The sequence below is a fragment of the Aquibaculum arenosum genome (assembly GCF_029222965.1).
In the GTDB taxonomy this organism is placed as follows: Bacteria; Pseudomonadota; Alphaproteobacteria; order Kiloniellales; family DSM-21159; genus Aquibaculum; species Aquibaculum arenosum.
Genome location: NZ_JARHUD010000014.1, coordinates 17,978 through 40,446 on the forward strand (window position 1 = coordinate 17,978; position 22,469 = coordinate 40,446).

Sequence of the window (22,469 nt, forward strand, 5' to 3'; positions counted from 1 at the left end):
GATCAGCTCCGGTTCATACGGTTGCCGACCAGATCGTCGACCACGCCGGGATCGGCCAGAGTCGAAGTGTCGCCAAGGTTACCGTAATCGTTCTCGGCGATCTTGCGCAAAATACGGCGCATGATCTTGCCCGAACGGGTCTTGGGCAGGCCCGGTGCCCACTGGATCAGGTCGGGTGAAGCGATCGGCCCGATCTCCTTGCGCACCCACTGCACCAGTTCCTTGCGCAATTCTTCGCTGGGCTCTTCCCCGGCGACCAGGGTGACATAGGCATAGATGCCCTGGCCCTTGATGTCGTGAGGGTAACCCACCACTGCAGCTTCAGCCACTTTCGCATGTGCCACCAGCGCGGACTCCACCTCAGCGGTGCCCATGCGGTGGCCGGAGACATTGATCACGTCGTCCACACGCCCGGTGATCCAGTAATAACCGTCCTCGTCCCGGCGGCAGCCGTCTCCGCTGAAGTAGCGCCCCGGATATGCGGAGAAGTAGGTCTGCACGAAGCGCTCGTGGTCGCCGAAGACCGTGCGCATCTGACCCGGCCAGGAGTCGGCGATGCAGAGGTTGCCTTCGCAGGCGCCTTCCAGATGCTTACCGTCGGCGTCGACGATCACCGGCTTCACCCCGAAGAAGGGCAGGGTGGCGGAGCCGGGTTTGGTGTCAATGGCGCCGGGCAGCGGGCTGATCAGGATACCGCCGGTCTCGGTCTGCCACCAGGTATCGACGATGGGGCAGCGCTCGTCGCCCACGACCCGATGATACCAGAGCCAGGCCTCCGGATTGATCGGCTCGCCCACCGTGCCGAGGATGCGTAAGGAGTCGCGCTTCGTGCGCTTCACCGGCGCTTCGCCTTCGCGCATCAGCGCGCGGATGGCGGTTGGGGCAGTATAAAAGATACTGACCTTGTGCTTGTCGCAGACCTGCCAGAAGCGCGAGGCGTCGGGATAGTTTGGCACGCCCTCGAACATCAGCGTCGTCGCACCGTTGGCCAGAGGCCCGTAGACGATATAGCTGTGACCCGTGACCCAACCCACATCCGCGGTGCACCAGTAGATCTCGCCATCGTGATAGTCGAAGACATACTGATGCGTCATGGCGGCGTAGACCAGATAGCCGCCGGTGGTGTGCAGCACTCCCTTCGGCTTTCCGGTCGAGCCGGAGGTGTAGAGGATGAACAGCGGGTCCTCCGCATTCATCTCTTCGGCCGGGCAATCGTCGGAGACCTTGGCGCATTCCTCGTGGTACCAGAGGTCGCGACCCTCGCTCCATTCGATGCGCCCGCCGGTGCGGCGGACCACCAGTACCTTCTGCACGTTGGGGCAGGAGGCCAGTGCCTTGTCGGTGTTGGCCTTGAGCGGGATCTTGCGGCCGCCGCGCACGCCCTCGTCGGCGGTGATGACGAAGGCACTCTCACAGTCTTGGATGCGGCCGGCCAGCGCGTCCGGGGAAAATCCGCCGAAGACCACGGAATGGATGGCGCCGATGCGCGCGCAGGCCAGCATAGCATAGGCCGCTTCCGGGATCATCGGCAGGTAGATGGTGACGCGGTCGCCCTTCTTGACGCCGTTGGCCTTCATGGCGTTGGCCAAGCGGCAGACCTCCTCGTGGAGCTCGCCGTAAGAGATGTGCTTGTGCTCGGAAGGGTCGTCGCCCTCCCAGATGATGGCCGTGTCGTCCTTCTTGGTCGCCAGGTGGCGATCGGTGCAGTTGTAAGAGGCGTTGGTCGTGCCGTCGTGGAACCAGCGAATGTGGACATCCTCTGGTGCGAAGGAGACATCCTTCACCTGGCTGTAGGGCTTGAACCAGTGGATGCGCTTGCCCTGCTCGGCCCAGAAGCCCTCGGGATCGGCAACAGATTGTTGGTACAGCTTGTGGTAGCCGGCCTCGTCCAGCCAGGCCTTCTCAGCGATTTCCGGACGAACGGGGATGATCGAAGACTGCGACATAACCGAAGACGCTCCCTCTGTTGACTGGTTGGCACGGGCGGTCGCGTGGCACCCGAGCGTCTGCACGCCCTAAGCCCGACCCACGGCCGGGACAGTCCTTACTTCCCGGCTCCGCCGCTTTTGCGTGGATTAAAGCCCTTTTGGCCGCTCCAGACAACCGGGGGCGGAAAGTCCGCCCCTTTGCGCGCCAAATGCCCGCAAAGGGGCTGCAGTTCGGCGGCCATGCAAGCCGTTGCGCAGCCCGGTCCCCGACGCTAAAGTGCGCCGCATACGGCCGAGAGCGGCCGAATTGGGGCGTAGCCAAGTGGTAAGGCAGCGGGTTTTGGTCTCGCGATCCCTGGTTCGAATCCAGGCGCCCCAGCCAGCATCCCTCCCCACAATTCGATTTATCTGACGGACTCCCGCAGCCCATGCGAGGTAGCGCAGTAACCATATTCTATTCAAATTATTCAAAATAGAAAATATGGTAGATATGCCGTGTGATAACACGAAGGTCACCAAGGGGTTCACGAAGTTCACCAGGAAGAACTTTGTGCACTTCGTGCAGTCTTTGTGCCCTTCGTGTCGAGCAATATAGGCCTACATCGGGAGGGACGATGGGGCGCATGAATCAGCACTATGAGCCCGTGCCTGAGCGCGCGGAGGCTACGGGGCGAACGGTTGTCGATGCGGCGCTTGCCGTGCATCGGGCGCTGGGACCGGGTTTGCTGGAATCGGCCTATGAGGCTTGCCTGGCCTGGGAACTGGAGCGGCGCGGGTGCGCCGTGGCACGGCAGCGCATTCTGCCGTTGCGCTACGAGGAGGTCGAAATCGAGGCCGGATACCGCCTTGATCTGCTGGTGAACGACGCCGTGATCGTGGAGACCAAGGCCGTAGAGATGCTGGGTGCGCTGCACGAGGCGCAGTTGCTAACTTACCTGCGGCTGTCGGGTCTGCGGCTCGGATTCCTGATCAATTTCAATGTCCCGCTGGTGAAGCAAGGCATGAAGCGGATGGTGCTGTGAAACCGTGATTGGACACGAAGGGCACCAAGGACTTCACGAAGTTCACCAGGAAGAATCTGGTGTACTTCGTGCGATTCTTCGTGCCCTTCGTGTCGCGAAAACCCTTCTACAACAGAGGCTGCGGCGGGGCGGGTAGATCGCGGCCTTTGGCCAGGGCGGTGGCGAAGGCGTGGTTGATGTCGCGGTGGATGGTCTCGTCTTCCTGCATGGCCTGGACGGCCTCGCTCAGGCGGGCCTCGGGCGGCAGGTTCCAGTAGGCGATCGCCAGCGCTGGCGCCGGCGGGTCCTCGTGCTCGCCGGCCCGCAGCTCGGCGAGGTACTGGCCGTAGCCCCGTGCGGCTTCCTCGGCCAGATAGCCCGCGATCCGGTGCGCGGTGCGCGGCGAGAGCAGATAGACCAGGAAGTGCGTGTTGTAGAACAGCCCTTGCGCGAGCAGGACCAGCAGGCGTTCGGCCAGATTGGGCCGGTCGATCGCGACGAAGACCATGAGGTGCGTGCGCTGGTTTTCCGCCTCGTCCATCATCGCGCGGACCCATCCGCGGTCGTCGATCATGCGCCGCAGGCACTTGAGGTGCAGCAGGGTCGCGGCGACCATGCCCGGCACCGCAGCCACGGTCTCCAACACGATGGTGCGGTGGCGATAGCGCCGGGGGAACAGTCGCCCGGCCACGCCATAAAGCGCGCGCACCACACCCAAGGCGAAACGATCGGAGACGCTCTGGGGGAGGTGGTGGCGGTGGAGATCGGTCTTGTCGACGTCCAGCATCGGCGCGAAAGCTCGTGAGGTGCGGGGCATTATTGCAGATCGACCCTGGCGGGGACAGCCGCTTTCCCGGCTTTCTATCGTGCCGGTAAGCGCCTAAAATTCCACTTCGCGCAATCCGGTGGCACAGGCAGGCTCAGGGTACACCGGGAAGAGCAGGAGCCGGACCGCGCTCATGGACCGGGAAACCGATCTCGACATCCTGGCCCGGACGGAGCTTTTCCGGGCGCTCCCGCGCGAGGCGCTTGACGAGGTGCGCCGCTCCTCGTCGCGCAAGCGGGTCGGCAAGGGTGATGTCCTGTTTCACCAGGATGAGCCCGTGAGCACACTCTACATCGTGGTCGTGGGGCGCCTGCGGGCGCTGCAGACCACGGCGGAGGGCAACCAGGTCATCATCCGCTATCTGGGACCGGGAGAGATCGCGGGCTACGCGGCGCTGGATGACAGCGCGACCTATCCGGGAACCGTTGCGGCGGTGGACGACAGCCATGTGATCGGCCTTTCGAAGGGCGCGATCCGCCGCTTGTTGGAGCGCTTCCCGCAGGTCGCGCTCAATGCCCTATCGGTGCTGGGAAACCGCTACCGCGAGACCCAGCTGCGGCTGCGCGAACTCTCCACCGAAAGCGTTGAGCGGCGCCTGGCGCGCACGATCCTGCGCCTGGGCAGTCAGGCAGGGCGGCGCACGGCCCATGGCATCGAGATCGCCTTCCCCCTCTCGCGCCAAGACCTGGCCGAGATGGCCGGGACCACGCTGCACACCGTCAGCCGCACGCTCAGCGGCTGGGAAAAGGACGGATTGGTGATGAGCGGGCGCCGCCGCGTCATCCTCTGCCGGCCGGAAGCCCTGACCGTGATCGCCGAGACCGCTCCCTGAAGTGAAGGACCGGGAAGCGAAGTTCTGGGAAGCGAAGGCCTGGCGCGATGCTCATGCGCCTCCATCGGGTCGGGTGAGGACGAAGAGTGCGGCGCAGTTCAGGACCAGCGCCTGGATGATCAGCACTGTGCCGGAGACCCCCAGCGCCCAGGAAAGCGCGAAGGTTCCTATCATCACAGCAACCGCAATCCGCTTGCTGCGGCGGTCGATGCCGCCGTGTTGCTGCCAGTTATAGATCAGCGGGCCGAAGTGCGGGTGGTCCAGCAGCCAGCTGTGGAGCCGCGGTGAACTGCGCGCGAAGGCGAAGACGGCCAGCAGCAGAAAGGGCGTGGTGGGCAGCAGCGGCAGCACCGCGCCCACCAGCCCCGTGGCCGTGGCGGCCAGTCCGAACAGCAGCCAGAGCAGCCGCAACGGCACGACCCTTGTCCTCCGGTCCCGCGGCGCCCCGCTGGCGCCTGGAACCGTCAGACTTCCGTGCCCCGAGCGAAGAAATCAAGCCAATCCCGGTCAGTGCAGGGCGCGCGGCGCGATGTCGGCGACGGTCGAGATCGCACCCCGCATCGCGCGCTTGAGGCGCCGCACGTCGCCATGGGCGGTGAAACCGGCCCGGAGGCTCTCCCGTGCGGCGGGGAGAATGTCCGGCAGTTCCGCCAGGCTGCAGCGCAACTCGCTGGCCAGATCGCGCTGGATGCTGTGGTAGAGCGCGTCGAAATCGGCCGGGCCTGGTGCCGCGACTTGAACGACAGACAGGCGAGACAGCAGCGAATCGGGCAGGCCTTTCAGGCTGTTGGCCGTGAGAACCCAGCTCACCTGAGAGAGGTCGCAAGCGGCCAGCAAGCATTCATCGTGGAAGCTGGCGGCTGACTGCGGCTCCAGGAAGGTGTGAAGGGCATTGACCACACTGCCGTTGTGCGAGTTCACCGTCCCCTTTTCCACCTCGTCCACGAGACACAACGGGTTGGCGCAGTTGCTCTGCAGCATGGTCAACAGAGGTAGGGCCGGCTGAGCGCCTGCCCAGCCACGCGCCGTGCCCATGAGGCTGCGGTTGTCCGTGGATCCGGCGACCGAGATGCCGGCGAAGCCCACCTGTGCAAGCTGCGCCAGCCGTTGGGCGAAGCGCGTCTTGCCGGCACCGGGCGGGCCAACCAGCAACAGCGGCTGGAGGCGGAACCAGGGTTGGCCCGTGTAAGTCATGAGTGCCAGTTCGTCGACCACGCGGGACACTGCCGTCTCCAGCCAGGGAAACTCGAGCCGCAAGGCCTCCCCGGCGGAACGGTGGTTTTCCACCACTTGCGACCCGCACAGTGGCAAGGGCTCGGCCAGTCCTGCATAGGTCCTGACGATGCGCCGGCCCTCGGAGCTGTCAGCGTCGCCGATGGTGGGGAGGATGCGCAGCGTCTGCGGCTCGAAGCGGGCAGCCTTGTCCGGCCCCAGGCGCGCGATTCGCACCGCGTGGGTCAGCGTGGCGGCAAGTGCTTCCGAGTCCTCGGCGTCGAGCCGGCCAAAGCTGTACTGCACGGCGGACTGAGGGCGGTAGCGGGAGAGGAAGCACTCCTCTCCCTCCCCTTCCTTTTCTTCCAGCTCCCTGTCTCGGGCCAGCTCTTCAGTGCAGGCCTGAAGGCACAGAGGCATGATCTCGCAATCCTCCTCCGCGTGCAGTGCGGCCCAGGTGCCGCGCAGGTCCAAGGGCGCATGGGCCAATTCCATCAGGATGGCCAAGCGTTCCTCGGGCGTCCATTCGGGCTTCTCGACCAGGGGCTCGAGATGGCTCGGCAGATGGCGCCGGGACTGCAGCCGGAATGCGGAAAGGGCCGCTTCCCGCTTGGAGGAGGTGGCAAGGTCGGCACCTTCGTCGCGCCAGAGCGCCAAGTCCGCCTTGATACGTTGGATCGCCGCGAAGCGGGCGTGGACGGGAGATTGTTCAGTCTGGTTGGATTCGCTCATGCACAGATCACCACTGTTTGCCTCGAGCCGTCCGGCTCGGCAGGTCTTCATCAAGGCTCTCGTCGACGTCGGACCTCCGTACGCCAACACACACGCCACCGGCCCCAAGAGGGTGGTTAGCGTCTGCTGCCTATAATGAAGTGGTGCATAAGCATGGCGCGCTTATCTCACGACATGGGGGACAAGTCAAGAAGAATGCATCTCTTGATTGTCGGGTCAGATTGAATCGGCCTAATCAAGCGGCGAAGAGATGCGCTCCGTTGGCCTCCCAGGAGACCCAGAGCCGCTGCCCGCGGCGCACAGACTGGGACAGGGGATCGGAGAAGGGCAGGCGCACAAAGAGGCCTTCACCCCAGGCGGTCTCGGCGCGGACGTCGGTGCTGCTGCCAAGGAAGGTGACGTCAGTGATCGTGACTTCCAGAGCTGCGGTCTCGCCGCTTCCGGTTTCGCTGAGACCAATGCGCTCCGGCCTGAGCAGCAACTCCGCCTTCTGGCCCGGAGCGCCGGCGCCGTGCAGGGGCACCGCCCCCAGACGGGTGCCGTCGGGAAAGCGCATCGCCGCCTGCCCTCCCTGCACGGACTCGATCTCAGCGCTGAGGAAGGCGCTGTCGCCGATGAAGTCGGCGACGAAGCGGGTGGCGGGCTGGTCGTAAAGGTGCTGGCCGCTGCCCACCTGCTCGATCCGGCCGGCGTTGAAGACAGCGATCCGATCGGACAGCCGCAGCGCCTCCTCCTGATCGTGGGTGACGTAGAGGATCGTGACGCCCGTTTCCTGATGGATACGCCGGATCTCGAGCTGGATCTCCTCGCGCAGCTTCTTGTCCAGGGCGGAGAGTGGTTCGTCCATGAGCAGCACGGGCGGGTCATAGACCAGGGCACGCGCCAGGGCCACACGCTGCTGCTGCCCGCCGGAAAGCTGCGCCGGCATGCGCTCCTCGAACTCCTGCAGACGCACCAGTTCCAAGGCGCGGCCCACTTTCTGGGTGATCTCGGCCTGCGACTGGCGGCGCACGCGCAGCGGAAAGGCGACGTTCTCGCGCACGCTGAGATGCGGGAAGAGCGTATAGCGCTGGAAGACCATGCCGATGTTGCGCTTGTGCGAGGGCACGGGGAGGATCGAGCGGCCACCCAGCTGGATGTCGCCGGAGGTGGGCTCCTGGAAACCGGCTAGGATGTAGAGCGTCGTGCTCTTGCCTGAGCCCGAGGGCCCGAGAAAGGTCATGAACTCGCCTTTCGGCACCTCCAGGTCGACCCGGTCAGCCGCCACGACGTCGCCGTAGGTTTTCCGCACCGCCTGAAAATGCAGGTAGGGAGCCGTCATGCTTTCTTTCCTTTGCGCAGAAGGGCGGCGGCCAGCATCAGCAAGATCGTCAGGGCCACGAGCAGGGTGGAGGCGGCGGCGATCACTGGGGTCAGGTCTTGGCGCAGCGTGCCCCAGATGCGCACTGGCAGGGTCTGTAGGGTCGGACTGGCCATGAAGATCGCGATCACCACCTCGTCCCAGGAGATGAGGAAAGAGAAGATCGCGGCCGAGAAGAGCCCGTGGCTGATGGCAGGCAAGGTGACGCGCAGGCGCGCTTCCCAGGGCGAAGCGCCGCAGACCACCGCCGCATCCTCGATCGCCGGATCGAAGGTCTCCAGTGCGCCGGAAATGGCGATGATCGAGAAGGGCAGGGCGATGACCACATGGGCGATGACGAAGCCGACCAGCGTGCCGCTCAAGCCGATGCGCAGGAAAAGCGCATAAAGCGCGACCGCCAGAATCACCACCGGCAACACCATCGGTGTAAGGAAGAAGGTACGCAGCACTGCCTTGCCCTTGAAGCGTCCGCGCACCAGGCCGATGGAGGCCAGCAATCCCAGCGCCACAGAAAAGACGGTCACGATCAGCCCGATTTTTGCTGAGGTAAGAGCGGATTCGATCCAGCGCGGGTCGGCAAAGAGTTCCTCGTACCAGCGCAGGGTCCAGCCCGGCGGCGGGAAGATCAGCCAGCGCGAGTCGCCGAAGGACAGCGCGATGATGAAGACGATGGGCAGCAGCAGGAAGAGCGCGACCAATGCGCAGATCAGCCCCAGACCCCAGCGCCAGGCGCCCATCTTCTCGAAGGTAAGGAGCATCAGGCGGTTCCCTTCGGCTCGCCGATCAGCCGCAGCTGCAGCGCATAGAGGCTGAGCGTGACCACAAGAAGGATGAAGGCCGCAGCCCCGCCCAGGCCCCAGTTGACCAGGGATTGCACCTGCTGGGCGATCATTTCGGCCAGCATCATATTGGACGTGCCGCCCAGCAGTGCCGGTGTCACGAAGTAGCCGAGCGACATGACGAAGACCATGAGCGCGCCCGACGCGATGCCCGGCACGGCCAGCGGCAGCAGCACCCGTCCGAGAGCCTGCAGCCGGGTCGCGCCGCAGAGCGCGGCGGCCTGCAGGATGGCCGGATCGATCTTTCGGATGACGCCGTAGATGGGCAGCACCATGAAGGGCAGCATGATGTAGACCATGCCGATGGTGACCCCGGTGAGGTTGTTGACCAGGGGGATGGGCTCACTGGTCAAGCCGAACTGCATCAAGGTGCGGTTGATCAGCCCCGTCTGCTGCAGCAACACCATCCAGGCGTAGGTGCGCGCCAGCAGATTGGTCCACATGGACAGCAGTACGATGGCGAACAGCAGTCCGGCCAAGAGGCGCGGCATGATGACCAGCGCCCAGGCCACCGGAAAAGCCAGCAGCGCCGTGATCAGCGTGACCAGCCCGGCAACGAGGAAGGTGTTGAAGAAGATCTTGGCGTAGGTGCCACTGGCCAGAAGTTCGCGATAGTTCTGCAACCCCAGCTCCGGCTCGGTAACCGAGCGGCTGAGCAGCAGCGCGACCGGCACCACGAAGAAGGCAAGCAGCAGCACCAGCGCCGGCAGGATCATGCCGGTGCCTTTGCGCATGCGGGGCCGGGCGAGGGCGAACGTCGAACTCATGGAGGACCCTTCGCAAGACGGGTCCCGCCCCCAACCGGGAGGGACGGGACCCGGAGGCTGGTGCTATTATTCGGCCTGCCAGGCGTACCAGCGATTGCCGATCTCATCGCGGTGTTCGGCCCAATAGGCCATGTCGGCATTCACCTGCACGGCGGTCTGGGCGTCGGGGAGGGTGGCGCGAATCTCGCTGTCCATCAGCTCCGGCGAGCCCAGGTTAATCGGCGCGTAGCTGGAGAGACGGGCAAACTCGGCCTGGGCCTCGGCGGAGGTCGCGTGAGCGATGTAGGCCATGGCGGCTTCCTTGTTGGGCGCACCCTTGGGCACCACCAGGGCGTCGGCGGCGGTGATGTTGTGGTCCCAGGAGATGCCGACATCCATGCCGTCGTCCTGGAGCGCGGTCAGCCGGCCGTTCCAGAAGAAGCCGATGGGCGCCTCGCCGGAGGCCAGAAGCTGCTGCGACTGGGCGCCGCCGGCCCACCAGATGATCTCGGATTTGATCGTGTCGAGCTTGGCGAAGGCGCGGTCCAGGTCGAGCGGATAAAGCTCATCGGCCGGAACGCCGTCGGCCAGGAGTGCTGCTTCGATCACGCCGGGCGCCGACCACTTGTAGAAGGTGCGCTTGCCGGGGAAGGCCTCAAGGTCGAAGAGGTCGGAAAGGCTTTCCGGCGCATCACCGGAGAAGTGGGCCGGATTGTAGCCCAGCACGAAGGAATAGTAGAAGCTGCCCACCGCGTAGTCGGAGGTGAAGCGCGGGTCCAGGGACTCACGGTCGATCACGTCGAAATCAAGCGGCTCGAGCAGGCCCTGGTTGCTGGCCTGCAGCGCATAGTCGAACTCCACGTCGACCACGTCCCAGGCCACGTTTCCGGCCTCCACCATGGCCTTCAGCTTGCCGTAGTCGGTCGGCCCGTCCTGTATGATGTTGATCCCGCTTTCCGCGGTGAAAGGCTCGGCCCAGGCCTCGGCCTGTGCGTCCTGGGTGGTGCCGCCCCAGCTGGTGAAGACCATGTCCTCGGCGGCGGCGGCCTGGCTGGCCAGCAGCCCGGCGGCGGCCAATGCAAAGATGCGAGACTTCATTTCCACTCTCCCTGATGTGCGATGTTGGTGGCAATCACCCCATGACGAAGGGGTCGGGTATGGGCGCATCGCTGGTACGCAGCCATACCGTCTTGATGCGGGTGTAGTCGAGGGCTGCGGCCAGCCCGCCTTCCCGGCCGTGGCCCGAGAGGCCCGATCCGCCGAAGGGGGCGATGGGGGACACGGCGCGATAACCATTCACCCAGACCACACCGGCGCGCAGGGCCCGGATCATCCGGTGCGCGCGGGTCAGATCGCGGGTGAAAAGCCCGGCGGCAAGGCCGTAGGGCGTGCCGTTGGCCAGGGCCACAGCTTCCGCCTCATCCTCGAAACCGAGCACCGAGAGCACCGGGCCGAACAGCTCGCGCTCGATGCAGGCGGCGCTCTGCGCGCGGCTGCAATCGAGTATTGTCGGGCGATAGTAGTAGCCGGTTTCGCCGAGGCGCTCGCCGCCGGTGACGCGCTCCGCTCCGGCCTCAAGCGACTCCGCCACGACGGCCTCGATGGTGTCGCGCTGGCGCGCGGTGCACAGTGGCCCCATCTCGGTCGCGGGATCGTTGGGCCTGTCGATTCGGATGGCCTCGGCCTTGCGCCGCAGTCGGTCGAGCAGGGCCTCCTTGACGCTGTTCTGAACCAGCAGGCGCGAACCGGCGACGCAGCTCTGGCCGCTGGCGGCAAAGATGCCGGCGACCTGCGCATTGGCGGCGCTGTCCAGGTCGGCGTCGTCGAAGACGATGAAGGGCGACTTGCCGCCCAGTTCCAGTGAGGTGCTGGCCAGGTTTTCGGCCGAGCCACGCACCACCGCGCGTGCCGTTTCGGGCCCGCCGGTGAAGGCCACGTGGTCGACCAGGGGATGGCTGGTCAGCACCGCGCCGCACTCCGGCCCGAAGCCGGTGATCACGTTGACCACGCCGGGCGGAAACCCAGCTTCGTGGACGAGACGGGCGAATTCCAGCAGCGGCGCCGGGCCGTCCTCGGAGGCCTTGAGCACCAGCGTGCAGCCGGCCGCCAGGGCAGGGCCCAGCTTGACCGCGGACAGGAACAGTTGGCTGTTCCAGGGCACGACGGCCGCCACGACACCCAGGGGCTCGCGTCGCAGCCAGACCTCCATGTCGGGCTTGTCGATGGGCAGGTGCGCGCCCTCGATCTTGTCGGCCAAGCCCGCGTAGTAGCGATAGTACTCGGCCACATAGGCGATCTGTGCGCGGGTTTCGCGGATGATCTTGCCGGTATCGCGGGTCTCGAGCTCCGCCAGGCGCGGCGCCGCCTGCTCCACCCGTTCCGCCAGGCGATAGAGCAGCTTGCCGCGCTGGCTTGCGGTCAGGCCGCCCCAGGCTGCATCGCCCAAGGCGCGCTGGGCGGCTTTGACCGCGCGGTCGACATCCTCGGCCTTGGCTTCGGGCATGATGGCCCAGGGCTGTTCCGTGGCCGGGTCGAGCGACGAGAACTCGTCCGACCCCGCTTCGAAACAGCCGTCGATGTAGAGGGAGAAGCGTTCCATGGCCGGCCTCAAGCGAAGTGGGGCATGACGTTGTGCAGGAAGCGTTCAAGCGATGCGCGCTTGCGCCCGAAGGTCATGCCGCTGTCGATCCAGAAGGCGAACTCGTCGTAGCCCAGTGCCTCGTAGTGCTTGAGACGCTCCACCACCTCTCCCGCTTCGCCGATGATGTTGTTTCGGCGCATTGTCTCGGGGGACAAGAAGGGATGGGCGGCGATCTCTTCCTCGCTCAGTGGGGCGACCAGCCCCTGGGACACCGGGCGCTCGTTTTTGAACCAGGCGCCGAAGTAGTTGTAGAAGCGATTGATCTCATCGGCGCCCTGCTGCGCGTCCGCTTCGCTGTCGGCGACGTAGGTGTGGCGCAGCACCATGATCTTCGGCCGGGGAACGGCCGGGTGCTCGGCGCAGGCGGTGTTGAAGCGCTGCATCAAGCTCTCCACCTCCTCATCGCCCTGAAACAGCGGCGTCACCTGCACGTTGCAGCCGTTGGCCACTGCAAAAGCGTGGCTGCTGGGATCGCGGGCAGCGACCCAGATCGGTGGATGCGGCTGCTGCATGGGCAGCGGCGCCGAGGTGGTGGCCGGGAACTGCCAGTGCTCACCTGCGTGCGCATAGTCGCCGGCCCAAAGGCCCTGAATGGCGGGGATGAGTTCACGCAGCCTCTGCCCGGCGGTCCAGGCGTCCAGGCCCGGGCAGAGACGCTCGTACTCGTAGGTATAAGCCCCGCGCGCAATGCCCAATTCAAGCCGGCCGTCGGTGACGATGTCGGTCATCGCTGCCTCGCCTGCCAGGCGGATGGGGTGCCAGAAGGGGGCGATGACCGTACCGGTGCCCAGGCGAACGTTGCGCGTGCGCCGGGCGATGTCGACCAGGTTGATGAAGGGGTTGGGCGCGATGGTGAAGTTCATCCCATGGTGCTCGCCGGTCCAGATGGCGTGCATGCCGCCCTCGTCGGCCATCGCGCAAAGCTGGAGCATTTCCTCGTAGAGCTGGCGCTGGCTCTGACCCGGGGTCAGGCGTTCCATGTGAACGAAAAGCGAAAACTTCATGGTGGACCTACTCTTGTGCCACGCGACGAACCTGGCCGGATCGCTGGTTGCCGAAATAGACCCCGAAGTTGCCCAACCGGCTTTCGTCGGCGAGGCGGGTCAACATGGTGCGCAGGGCCTCGTCGGCCACCCGGTGCAGGGTGTCGGGGGTGAGTGCGTGGAAGTGCCCTTGCTTGGGCTGCCCGTTGGAACTGGGGCAGAGGAAGGCAATGTGCTGCTTGCCCTCGTCCGGATCTTCGTAGACGGCGTAGATGAAGCCGGGTGAGGCTTCGAGTCCGCTGGCGGCGATCAACTCGCCAAGGGCGGTGCTGGTACCACTGCGCGCTGCGCGCGCTTCCGGGAGCGACAGCGCCCCGTCGTTCCGCTCGACCAGCAGCACCCGCCCGTCCTGTTCCAGGATGGCGCTGACCAGAACCGCCGGACCGCCTGCCGCGGCAACGCCGCTCTTGGCCGGGGTGAAATAGGTGCCACGGTAGTAGCCCAGACCTGGCTCGTTGTTGGCATCGAAGGCCTCGATGCGCCCCAGCATGATGGCGTGATCACCGGCGTCGATGACGCGCTCCATCCGGCAGTCGAACCAGGCCGAGACCTCGGGCAGGATGGGGGCGCCGCTCTGTTCTGTGCGCCAATCGATGCCGCTGAAGCGGTCGGCGACCGGTCGGCCAAAGGTGTTGGATATCGCCTTCTGATGCTCGGCCAGAATGTTGACCGCGAAGCTTTTGGCCGCTGCGAAGTGCTGAAAGTTCCGAGAGGTCTTGGCCAGGGAGACGAGCAGAAGCGGCGGGTCGAGCGACACGGAGGAAAAGGAGTTGGCCGTGAAGCCAATCGGGGCGCCGTCGTCGTCCAGGGTCGTGACAACCGTAACGCCGGTCATGAAGGCCCCGAAGGCGTCGCGAAGCTGGCGATAATCCTGCCCGCTCATACCTCAGCCTCCTGCGATTGGGGGACGCGCGCGAGCCAACGCCGCAGGGCCTCATTGACGACCTCGGGTGCCGTCAGGTTCACCATGTGGCGCTCGCCGGCAATGACCCGGACCTCGCCGTCACGGGCGGCCGCTGCCATGGCCTCGGCCATGGCCGGGGTTGAATTCGGATCGTCTGCGCCGGTCAGTGCCAGAGTGGGGCAGCGGATCTGCGCCCAGCGGTCGGCATAGAGGGCATCGCCCTCGGCAAAGGCACGATAGGCCGTGGCGTAGCCCTGTGGGTCCACATCCTGCAGCCAGCCGGCAACCGACGCGCGCGCCTGCTGCTCGGCGGGGCGGTCGGTGAACCAGCGGCTAAGCGGCGCTTCGTTGTCCATCTTGCCCACGGCAAGCTGCTCTGCGCGGGCCAGCACCGAGGCCCGCGCCTCGGGCGAGCGGCGGTAGACGGCGTTCAGCACCGCGAGGCGCTTCACCAGGTCCGGACGCTCGATGGCGACGCCGGCGGCGATCAAAGCACCCATGGAATGGCCGGCCAGGTTCACCGGCCCGACGTCCAGGCCTTGCAGCACGCCGATCAGCCAGGCGACGAAGTCCGGCAGCCGGGCGTCCCGGGGCAGCGGCTCGCTGCCACCATGGCCGGGCATGTCGACGGCCAGAACGCGCCAGTTCCTGGAAAGCATCTCGATCTGGGGACCCCAGGCATGGGCGCAAAGGCCGACGCCGTGCACCAGCACCAAGGGTTCGCCCTGACCGGCCTCCAGGATGGCCGCCTGTCCTCCTGCCTCAGACAGCGGCAGGGTTCGAGACATCATGGCCCAGTTCCTTCAGATCCTGATAGCGGTCGCCGATGCGATGGTGCGGCCGCCCGCCGATGGATGCGCCCAGGGCCACCACGATCTCGTCGGGTGCCGGGGCATCGGGGACGGCGAAATGGATGGTCAGGTAGTGCGAGCGCCGCCCGGCGTCGTTCTTGTCCATCAAGGGGATCATCACCGGGGCATTGGCGCCGCCGCGGGTGTTGCAGAAGGAAAGATAGGACTTAGCGGCGACCGCCTCGCGGTAATGGTTGCCGAAGCGCAGCGTGTGGATAAGGGCGGAGGCATGCTCGACCTCGCCGTTCAGGCCCACGACGCCTGACTTGCCGTAACCCTCCACCGCGTCGCCCGAGCCGGCTTCGGTGATGATCATTTTGGTCAGAAGTTCACCAAGTCCCGGGGCCACGTCGTGAATCTCGGGCCGCAGGTCCTCTACGAAACCGCGACCCGCCCAGGGGTTCTGAACCACCGCCGCGGCTGCGATGAGGCGCAGCGGTTGCGGAGCGGCTTTGCCGCCTTCGATGAAAGTCGTTTCAACGTGCAGCAGGGTCTTGCGGATGACGGCTGGCATGACGAGCCCTTTCAGTCTTGTGCTTGTGGTATGTTGGTATACCGTCTGACGGAATGTCAATAGACCATTGCCCCTTGTGATGCCCGCCTCTAGGATGTCGACATGACCCAGGCTGCCTCCAATCTGCGGATCGACCGTCCCCCGCAAACGCTGCGCGAAATGGCGCTGGAGCGTATGCGCAGTGCCATCATTGCGGGCTACTTCAAGTCGGGGGAGCGGCTGGTCGAGCGTTCGCTCTGCGACCAACTCGGTGTCAGCCGATCCGTGGTGCGCGAGGTGATCCGCTACCTGGAAGCGGAAGGCCTGGTGGAGTCACAGCACAACAAGGGGCCAACCGTCGCGTCGCTCAGTTGGGAGCAGGCCCGCCAGATCTATCGGATTCGCCTCCAGCTCGAGCGTGACGCGGCCGCCGCATGCGCGGAGGTGGCAGACGCGGCGACCAAGGCCGAACTGGAGCGCGCGCTCAAGGCTCTGGAAAAGGCCTTCGCCGTGGGCCAGACGATGGGTCTCTTCGATGCCACGACGCGTTTCTACGAAGTGATCTTCCGCTCAGCCGGGCACGACATCGCCTGGGAGATTGTTCAGCGCCTCAACAGCCGGATCAGCCGTCTGCGCGGGCTCACGCTCGCGACCAAGGACCGCCACGTCTCCGGCCATGCACGCATGGCCCAGATCTGTCAGGCGATCCTCGACAACGATCCGGAAGCGGCAGCGCAGTCGGTTGAAGAGCACTTGACCGAGGCTGCGGCCATTGCCCGGCGCCTGCTGCAGGCGGAAAGCGACGCGGAAGAGGAGAGATAGGTCATGCCCGCTTACTGGATTGCCCATGTGCAGGTGACCGACCCGGAGCGCTATCGCGGCTACACCGAGCTGGCGCCCGCAGCCTTCGCCAAACATGGCGCACGCTTTCTTGCCCGCGGCGGCGAGAGCGAGACCTTTGAGGGCACGACCTACGAGCGCCAGGTGGTGATCGAGTTCCCCGACTTGGAAAGCGCCCGCGCCTGTTACCGGTCACCCGAGTACCAGGCCGCGAAGGCCAAACGTGACGGCGCCTGCGTCGCCCACGTCAGTATCGTCATAGGCCTGTAGCGCGTTTGCCCTGTGAGGGCTCAGTTGGGACGGGCCCTACTTAGGGCACCGGATCCTCCACCGGCAGGATCTTTTCGTTTGGAGTGAAGCCCGCAACGCGCTGACGCAGGGCGTCGATGAAGAGCTGTTCGGCCGAAGTGTGACGGCAGCGTGGGTTGATCACCAGGTGGATCGGGGCTTCCGGCAACTCGTCGTAGGGCGGCAGGCGCCAGAGCCGGCCGTCGGCTTCTTCCTCGGCCACAGAGTGCAGCGGGAACATGGCGATGCCGATGCCGGCGCCGACCATGCGTTTGGCCTCCGAGACGTTGAAGGACTGTGCCACCACACGCAGCTCCAGGCGCTGGCGCAATCGGGACAACTGCGTCGGCCAGCTGCTTTCCGCCAGGCGGTTGGTCTGCATGGATACGCAGTCCAAGCCCTGAAGGTCGTCAGGGCTGAGATCGCGGCGCCCGTACAGCGGGTGGCGGCGTCCACAGAAGTGCCCGAAGCGTACGCGATAGACGGGCTCGTAGTGCAAATCGGGGCGGAAGCGATCCATGTAGACCAGGCCCAGCGAACTGGTTTTATTGAGCACACTGCGCTCGGCATTGACGCTGCTGGTCACGGTGGTTTGTATGCGCACATCCGGATACTCACGATGGAAGTGATAAAGCAGGTCGTTCAGCAGGTGGTCCGGCATGGTGCTGGCCATGGTGAGCCGCACCGTGCCCCGCACCGCCCCGCTGAGGTCGGCGATCTTGGATGAGAGGCGCGAGACGTGCCCGTAGATCTCCAGACTCTCCTCGAACAGCAGCAACCCGGCCGGGGTGAGTTCGAAGTTGGATCCGCCCCGTTTCAGCAGCGTCATACCCAACTGCTCCTCGAGTCGGCGCAGGCTGTTCGAGATGCTGGGCTGACTGACCAGGAGTCGGTTGGCGGCGCGGGTCAGGCTGCGTTCCTGGGCAATGACGATAAAGGTACGCAGCAAGTTCCAGTTGAGATTGCGCGCCGTGGCCTCGAGCGGAAAGGCCTCCGCCTCATCCATGAGCGAGCGGGTGCGCTCGGCGTCGGCATAGGGCAGGTGGTTTCCCTTGCGCGGCGGATGGGCGGGAGGGTCGCTGTCCGATGTAGGCGGTTTTGTCATAGCAATAAATTATATTCCAGATAGCGATAATCTATTTGAAACATGCCCTGCCCAAGCCTTCAATGCTTTGGGTTATGGATTCGCTTTTTGTCGCAGGGCATCCTCGGCGGAGAGCCTGCTTCCGGACGAGCCGGCTTCAGGACTATCCGGATAATCACCACAGGGAGAACAAAATGCTTCGTCGAACCCGTCTACTCAGCGGCAGCGCCGGCGTTCTGGCCGCCGGTGCCATGCTTGCCAGCGGCGTGGCCGCTGCCGATACGATCAAAATCGGCGTGATCGGGCCGCTGACCGGTCCGGCTGCCAACTCCGGCATCTCCATGCGCCAGGCCTATGAGTTGGTGGCGCAGGAGGTAAACGAGGAAGGCGGCCTGAACATCGGTGGCGAGCAGGTGCAGGTTGAGCTGATTTTCGAGGACAGCGCCTCGCGTCCGGAAGTCGGCGTCAGTGCGGCCCAGAAGCTCCTGACCCGCGACCAGGTCGATCTCCTGGTGGGTGATACCATCGCCAGCTCCGTCACGCTGGCGCTTATGGAAGTGGCGCCCAGCTTCAACAAGTTCATGATGAGCGGCCAGCCGGTCTCGATCGAAATCGCCAACAAGATCAAGACCGATCCCGAGCGCTTCGCCAACTTCTGGAAATCCAGCTTCAACAGCGATGCCTATGCCGACACGTTGCACGGCACTGTGAGCTGGCTGATGGAGTCGGGTGATCTGGACGCCGGCAACAAGTCGGTGGCCTTCATCGTCGAGGATACCGACTACGGCATCTCCAATTATGAATACACCGCCCCGCTCTTCGAGGAAGAGGGTTGGACGACCCAGATGGAGACCGTGGCGCTGGGCCATGCCGACTTCTATCCGCAGCTCTCCAAGCTGCGTAACGACGAGCCGGACGTGGTGGTGTCCATCTTCACCTCGGTCAACTCGGGCATAGCCCTGGTGAAGCAGATCGAGGAGCAGGGCCTGGAAGCGCTGCACCTCGCCGTCTACTACCCGATCCGCTCCGAGTTCCTCGAAGGCGCCGGTGAGGCGGCGGAAGGTCTGCTCTGGACGCCGCTGATGTTCGATCCGGTGAACAACGAGGAACACAAGGAGTTCTCGGACTACATGAACGAGAGCATTGGCGTGGCGGCCGGCGGTGACCATGCCCAGGGCTACTGCCAGATGGGCATGCTGCTCGACAACATCGAGCGCGCGGGAACGGTTGAGCCGGAGGCCCTCTCGGCTGCCTTTGCCGATACCGACTTCAGCTGCGTGATCGCCCGCTACGTCTACGACACCGAGATCCACACCCCGAAGGTCGGGGCCGAGTATCTCCCGGTGCCGATGGCGCAGATCCAGGACGGTTCCAGCTTCGCCGTCTGGCCCCACACCACGGCGACCTCAGAGTTCCAGCCGCAGAACTGAGGCCGAGAACTGTAATCGATCCGGCTCCGGCGCACCGCCGGAGCCGGACAGCGGCAGGAATGTGTATGTCTTCTCCCAGTCAGCAACCGCTTCTGCAGGTGGAGCAGGCCTCCATGGTCTTCGGAGGTCTGGTCGCGGTGAAGGACCTTAGCCTGGACCTGCGCGCGGGTGAGATCCTCGCCCTCATGGGTCCCAACGGGGCCGGCAAGACCACCACCTTCAACATGATCGCCGGCGCACTCATTCCCACCAGCGGGCGGATTCTGTTCGAGGGACGTGACATCACCCGCATGAAACCCGACGGGCGCTGTCGGGCGGGGGTGGCGCGCACCTTCCAGATCACCCAGCCCTTCCACGAGCTCTCCGTGGTCGAGAACGTGATGGTGGGCTCCATGGTCCACCACACCAGCCTGGCGGAAACCCGCAAGGAGGCCCTGACCTACGTCGAGATGGTCGGGCTGGGCGCGAAGGCCGAGGCGCCGGCCAAACAACTCAGCACGGGTCAGCGCAAGCGCCTGGAACTCGCCCGCGCCATGGCCACCCGGCCGCGTCTCCTGCTGATGGACGAGGTGACCGGCGGCGTGGATCAGAAGAGCATTCCCGATCTGGTGGCGCTGGTGCAGCGCCTGCACGGGGAGGGGCTGACCCTGATCATCATCGAACACAACATGCGCGTGATCAGCGAACTGGCCCACCGTGCCATCTTCATGAATCGCGGCGAAAAGATTGCTGAGGGCACTCCGGCGGAGATTGCCGCGCATCCCGACGTGGTGGAACTCTACCTCGGCGAGGCCGCGCATGCTTGAGATCGAGGGACTGGATGTTTTCTACGGCGACTTCCAGGTGCTCTGGGATGTCAGCCTGACCGTCGGATCCGCCGAGGTGGTTGCCGTGCTCGGCCCCAATGGTTCGGGCAAGAGCACGGTGCTCAAGGCCATCATGGGCCTGACGGCGGCCAAGCGCGGGCGGATCACTTTTGAGGGGCATGACCTGCGGCGGGTGCCCACCCATGGCAAGGTGGATCTGGGCATCTCCATGGTGCTGGAGCGTCGCCGCCTCTTCGGGGCAATGAGCGTGCAGGAGAATGTCCTGCTGGGCGCATACAGCTGCCGCGACAAAGCGGAGATTGCGCGCCGGCTCGAGTGGGTGGAGAGCCTCTTTCCCATCATCGCCGAGCGGCGTGGCCAGGAAGCCGGTCGCATGTCCGGCGGTGAACAGCAGATGGTGGCGATCGCGCGCAGCCTCATGTCCAAGCCGCGCCTGCTGCTGATGGACGAGCCGTTCCTGGGCCTGGCCCCGCGCATCGTGCACCAGATCCTCGACATCATCCGCAAGATCCACGCCGAGGGCATTTCGGTCGTCTTCAACGAGCAGAACGTCCAGCTCTCCTTCGGTCTCTCGGACCGGGGTTACCTCCTGGAGAGCGGCCGGGTGGTCTTGAGCGGAACCGGAGACGAGATGCTTTCAAGCGACGTGGTGCGGCGCGTCTATCTCGGCGGCTGACGGGGCCCGACATGACAATCTTTCTCGAGCAGATCATCAACGGCATCATCATCGGGTCGATGTATGCCCTCATCGGCAGCGGCATCGCCCTGATCTATGGCACCATGCGGGTGCTCAACCTCGCCCACGGCGAGTTCTACATGATGGGCGGCTATCTGGTCTTCTTCCTTGTGGTCGCCTACGCGGTGCCGCCGTGGCTGGCGATCCCCATTGCCATTGCCGCCATTTTCGTCCTTGGAATGCTGGTGCAGCGGCTGACCATCGCCTACCTGCTGCCGCGCGAGGAGTGGGCCTTTGCCACCATCGCGGCCACCCTGGGACTGTCGATCTTCCTGCAGAACCTGGCGCTGATCCTCTTCGGCGAGCAGTTCCAGTCGATCCCCTACTACCTGCCCGGCGTGGTGGAGATCGCCGGCCTGCGCCTGCCGCAGCAGCGCCTGCTGATGCTGGTGGTGGCCGTCATCACCATCGCGATCATGACCTTCGTCCTGGCCAAGACCCGCTTCGGCTGGGCCTTGCGCGCCACCTCGCAGGACAAGGATGCGGCGGCCGTGGTGGGGATACCCGCGGCGCGCATCTACACACTCACTTTCGGCATCGCGGCCGCCCTGGGTTGCATCGCAGCGGCCATGCTCGCCCCGATCTATGCGGTCAATCCCTGGATGGGGATGCCGGTGCTCTTCAAGGGCTTCGTTGTGGTGATCCTGGGTGGGCTGGGCAGCTTCCCGGGCGCCATCGTCGGCGGGATCCTGCTCGGCATCGTGGAGGCCGTGGGTGTGCAGGTCACTTCGTCAGAATGGCGCGACGTCATCGCCTTCGGTCTCATGATCCTGGTCATCTGGGTGCGCCCCTGGGGCCTCTTCGGTAAGCCGCGGTAGGAGCGTTCCACAAGCATGTTCAAGCCTCTCACACTGCGGACCTACCTGCTTGTCGCCGCGCTCATCGCGCTGGCGCTGGCGCTGCCGCACGTCATCGACGACAGCTATCTGCTGCACCTGATGATCCTCTCGATCATCTTTGCGATCTTCGCTTCGGCCTGGAACCTGGTGACCGGTTTCGCCGGCCTGAAGACCTTCGGCCATCATGCCTTCTTCGGGATCGGCGCCTACGCCTCGGCGCTGCTCGGGATCAACCTGGGGCTCAGCCCCTGGCTCACCATCTGGCTGGCGGCGGTCATTGCGGCGCTGGCGGGTGTTTTCATCGGCACGCCGATCCTGCGCATCCGCTCCATGCCGCACGTGGCCATCGTCACCCTCGCCTTTGCCGAGATCGTGCGCATCACGATTTCGAACCTGCAGGGCATCACCCGCGGCGAACTGGGGCTCTGGGGCATTCCGGCCTTCGAAGGTTTCATGCTCCCGCTGATCGGGGAGGTGGTCTTCAACCCCTCGGTCAAGCTCTGGTATTACTACCTCGCGCTCGGCCTGCTGCTGCTGTCCATCGGGCTCATCGCCTTGATGATGCGCTCAAAGGTCGGTCTGGCGGTGGTGGCCATGCGCGACGGCGAGGATGCGGCGGAAAGCCTGGGCATCAATCTGGCCCGCTTCAAGCTGCTGGTCTTTGGAGTCAGCGCCTTTCTGGTGGGCCTCGCCGGTGCCTTCTACGCCCACTACGTCAGCATTCTCACACCCATGGCGGCCGTGGGGCCCGACCTGATCATCCTGGTGATCGCCATGGTGCTGGTGGGCGGCCTCGGGACCTTCAGCGGGCCGATCATCGGCGCCTTTGTCCTGACCTTCCTGGGCGAGTCGCTGCGGGTTCTCGATGACTACCGCCTGCTGATCTACGGCGCCCTCATCATCCTTTCCATCATGTTCATGCCGCGCGGTCTGGCGACCATCGGCAGCTTCTTCCGGCGCCGTCCGGCGGAAGCCCGTGCCGACTGACGCCGCAGCGCCGATCCAAGGAGAAAGCGA

At 65.1% G+C, this 22,469-nt stretch carries 23 protein-coding genes and 1 tRNA gene; 10 read left to right on the forward strand and 14 right to left on the reverse strand.

What is annotated here, in order from left to right:
• Nucleotides 1-2: 2 nt before the first annotated feature.
• Complete coding sequence (gene acs / locus P2G67_RS15745) at nucleotides 3-1,946, reverse strand: acetate--CoA ligase (protein ID WP_275824249.1); 1,944 nt, start codon at nucleotides 1,944-1,946, stop codon at nucleotides 3-5.
• A gap of 290 nt (nucleotides 1,947-2,236) precedes the next feature.
• On the opposite strand from acs, the gene P2G67_RS15750 reads away from it, so the two are divergent.
• Together P2G67_RS15750 and P2G67_RS15755 are read left to right on the forward strand one after the other, a co-directional pair.
• A tRNA-Gln gene (locus tag P2G67_RS15750) sits at nucleotides 2,237-2,310 on the forward strand.
• A 241-nt stretch (nucleotides 2,311-2,551) separates the two neighbouring features.
• Nucleotides 2,552-2,950, forward strand: a complete 399-nt coding sequence (locus P2G67_RS15755; RefSeq protein WP_275824251.1) for a GxxExxY protein — start codon at nucleotides 2,552-2,554, stop codon at nucleotides 2,948-2,950.
• Nucleotides 2,951-3,056: 106 nt separating this feature from the next.
• On the opposite strand, the gene P2G67_RS15760 is transcribed toward P2G67_RS15755, so the two are convergent.
• The gene (locus tag P2G67_RS15760; protein ID WP_275824253.1) at nucleotides 3,057-3,716 is read right to left on the reverse strand and encodes an alternative oxidase; all 660 of its coding nucleotides are present in this window, start codon (nucleotides 3,714-3,716) and stop codon (nucleotides 3,057-3,059) included.
• Nucleotides 3,717-3,888: 172 nt separating this feature from the next.
• On the opposite strand from P2G67_RS15760, the gene P2G67_RS15765 reads away from it, so the two are divergent.
• On the forward strand, nucleotides 3,889-4,587 hold the full coding sequence (locus P2G67_RS15765) for a Crp/Fnr family transcriptional regulator (RefSeq protein ID WP_275824255.1): 699 nt from the start codon (nucleotides 3,889-3,891) through the stop codon (nucleotides 4,585-4,587).
• 51 nt (nucleotides 4,588-4,638) lie between these two features.
• Here the strand turns inward: P2G67_RS15765 and P2G67_RS15770 are convergent, their stop codons facing one another.
• From P2G67_RS15770 to P2G67_RS15820, 11 genes are all read right to left on the reverse strand, one after another.
• Nucleotides 4,639-5,004 carry a YbaN family protein gene (locus P2G67_RS15770; protein ID WP_275824257.1) on the reverse strand — a complete coding sequence of 122 codons (366 nt, stop codon included), beginning with the start codon at nucleotides 5,002-5,004 and terminating at the stop codon, nucleotides 4,639-4,641.
• 90 nt (nucleotides 5,005-5,094) lie between these two features.
• A complete protein-coding gene (locus P2G67_RS15775; RefSeq protein WP_275824259.1) occupies nucleotides 5,095-6,531 on the reverse strand; it encodes an AAA family ATPase in 1,437 nt (478 codons plus the stop codon).
• Between the two features lie 235 nt (nucleotides 6,532-6,766).
• Nucleotides 6,767-7,852 carry an ABC transporter ATP-binding protein gene (locus P2G67_RS15780; protein WP_275824261.1) on the reverse strand — a complete coding sequence of 362 codons (1,086 nt, stop codon included), beginning with the start codon at nucleotides 7,850-7,852 and terminating at the stop codon, nucleotides 6,767-6,769.
• Nucleotides 7,849-8,649, reverse strand: coding sequence for an ABC transporter permease (locus P2G67_RS15785; protein WP_275824263.1), 801 nt, complete (start codon nucleotides 8,647-8,649; stop codon nucleotides 7,849-7,851). The genes P2G67_RS15780 and P2G67_RS15785 overlap by 4 nt, the downstream gene beginning before the upstream one ends.
• Complete coding sequence (locus tag P2G67_RS15790) at nucleotides 8,649-9,497, reverse strand: ABC transporter permease (protein ID WP_275824265.1); 849 nt, start codon at nucleotides 9,495-9,497, stop codon at nucleotides 8,649-8,651. The genes P2G67_RS15785 and P2G67_RS15790 overlap by 1 nt, the downstream gene beginning before the upstream one ends.
• Before the next feature lie 66 nt (nucleotides 9,498-9,563).
• Nucleotides 9,564-10,574: an ABC transporter substrate-binding protein gene (locus P2G67_RS15795; protein WP_275824267.1), complete on the reverse strand. Its 1,011-nt coding sequence runs from the start codon at nucleotides 10,572-10,574 to the stop codon at nucleotides 9,564-9,566.
• A 34-nt stretch (nucleotides 10,575-10,608) separates the two neighbouring features.
• Nucleotides 10,609-12,075: an aldehyde dehydrogenase gene (locus P2G67_RS15800; protein WP_275824269.1), complete on the reverse strand. Its 1,467-nt coding sequence runs from the start codon at nucleotides 12,073-12,075 to the stop codon at nucleotides 10,609-10,611.
• 8 nt (nucleotides 12,076-12,083) lie between these two features.
• Entirely contained in the window at nucleotides 12,084-13,121 is a 1,038-nt protein-coding gene (locus tag P2G67_RS15805) for an LLM class flavin-dependent oxidoreductase (protein ID WP_275824270.1), read from the reverse strand.
• Between the two features lie 7 nt (nucleotides 13,122-13,128).
• A complete protein-coding gene (locus tag P2G67_RS15810; protein WP_275824271.1) occupies nucleotides 13,129-14,043 on the reverse strand; it encodes a flavin reductase in 915 nt (304 codons plus the stop codon).
• Nucleotides 14,040-14,855, reverse strand: a complete 816-nt coding sequence (locus tag P2G67_RS15815) for an alpha/beta fold hydrolase (RefSeq protein WP_275824272.1) — start codon at nucleotides 14,853-14,855, stop codon at nucleotides 14,040-14,042. Before P2G67_RS15815 ends, P2G67_RS15810 begins: the two co-directional genes overlap by 4 nt.
• Nucleotides 14,827-15,429, reverse strand: coding sequence for an amino acid synthesis family protein (locus P2G67_RS15820; protein ID WP_275824273.1), 603 nt, complete (start codon nucleotides 15,427-15,429; stop codon nucleotides 14,827-14,829). Before P2G67_RS15820 ends, P2G67_RS15815 begins: the two co-directional genes overlap by 29 nt.
• A 102-nt stretch (nucleotides 15,430-15,531) precedes the next feature.
• Here P2G67_RS15820 and P2G67_RS15825 point away from each other — a divergent pair, with 102 nt between their 5' ends.
• Entirely contained in the window at nucleotides 15,532-16,230 is a 699-nt protein-coding gene (locus P2G67_RS15825; protein ID WP_275824274.1) for a GntR family transcriptional regulator, read from the forward strand.
• A 3-nt stretch (nucleotides 16,231-16,233) separates the two neighbouring features.
• On the forward strand, nucleotides 16,234-16,518 hold the full coding sequence (locus P2G67_RS15830) for a DUF1330 domain-containing protein (protein ID WP_275824275.1): 285 nt from the start codon (nucleotides 16,234-16,236) through the stop codon (nucleotides 16,516-16,518).
• Between the two features lie 40 nt (nucleotides 16,519-16,558).
• Here the strand turns inward: P2G67_RS15830 and P2G67_RS15835 are convergent, their stop codons facing one another.
• A complete protein-coding gene (locus P2G67_RS15835) occupies nucleotides 16,559-17,641 on the reverse strand; it encodes a LysR family transcriptional regulator (protein WP_275824276.1) in 1,083 nt (360 codons plus the stop codon).
• A gap of 173 nt (nucleotides 17,642-17,814) precedes the next feature.
• Here P2G67_RS15835 and P2G67_RS15840 point away from each other — a divergent pair, with 173 nt between their 5' ends.
• From P2G67_RS15840 to P2G67_RS15860, 5 genes are all read left to right on the forward strand, one after another.
• On the forward strand, nucleotides 17,815-19,050 hold the full coding sequence (locus P2G67_RS15840; protein WP_275824277.1) for an ABC transporter substrate-binding protein: 1,236 nt from the start codon (nucleotides 17,815-17,817) through the stop codon (nucleotides 19,048-19,050).
• 65 nt (nucleotides 19,051-19,115) lie between these two features.
• Entirely contained in the window at nucleotides 19,116-19,856 is a 741-nt protein-coding gene (locus P2G67_RS15845) for an ABC transporter ATP-binding protein (RefSeq protein WP_275824278.1), read from the forward strand.
• Nucleotides 19,849-20,553 carry an ABC transporter ATP-binding protein gene (locus P2G67_RS15850; protein WP_275824279.1) on the forward strand — a complete coding sequence of 235 codons (705 nt, stop codon included), beginning with the start codon at nucleotides 19,849-19,851 and terminating at the stop codon, nucleotides 20,551-20,553. Before P2G67_RS15845 ends, P2G67_RS15850 begins: the two co-directional genes overlap by 8 nt.
• 11 nt (nucleotides 20,554-20,564) lie before the next feature.
• On the forward strand, nucleotides 20,565-21,431 hold the full coding sequence (locus tag P2G67_RS15855) for a branched-chain amino acid ABC transporter permease (protein ID WP_275824280.1): 867 nt from the start codon (nucleotides 20,565-20,567) through the stop codon (nucleotides 21,429-21,431).
• A gap of 15 nt (nucleotides 21,432-21,446) precedes the next feature.
• Nucleotides 21,447-22,439 carry a branched-chain amino acid ABC transporter permease gene (locus tag P2G67_RS15860; RefSeq protein ID WP_275824281.1) on the forward strand — a complete coding sequence of 331 codons (993 nt, stop codon included), beginning with the start codon at nucleotides 21,447-21,449 and terminating at the stop codon, nucleotides 22,437-22,439.
• The last annotated feature ends 30 nt before the right edge of the window (nucleotides 22,440-22,469 follow it).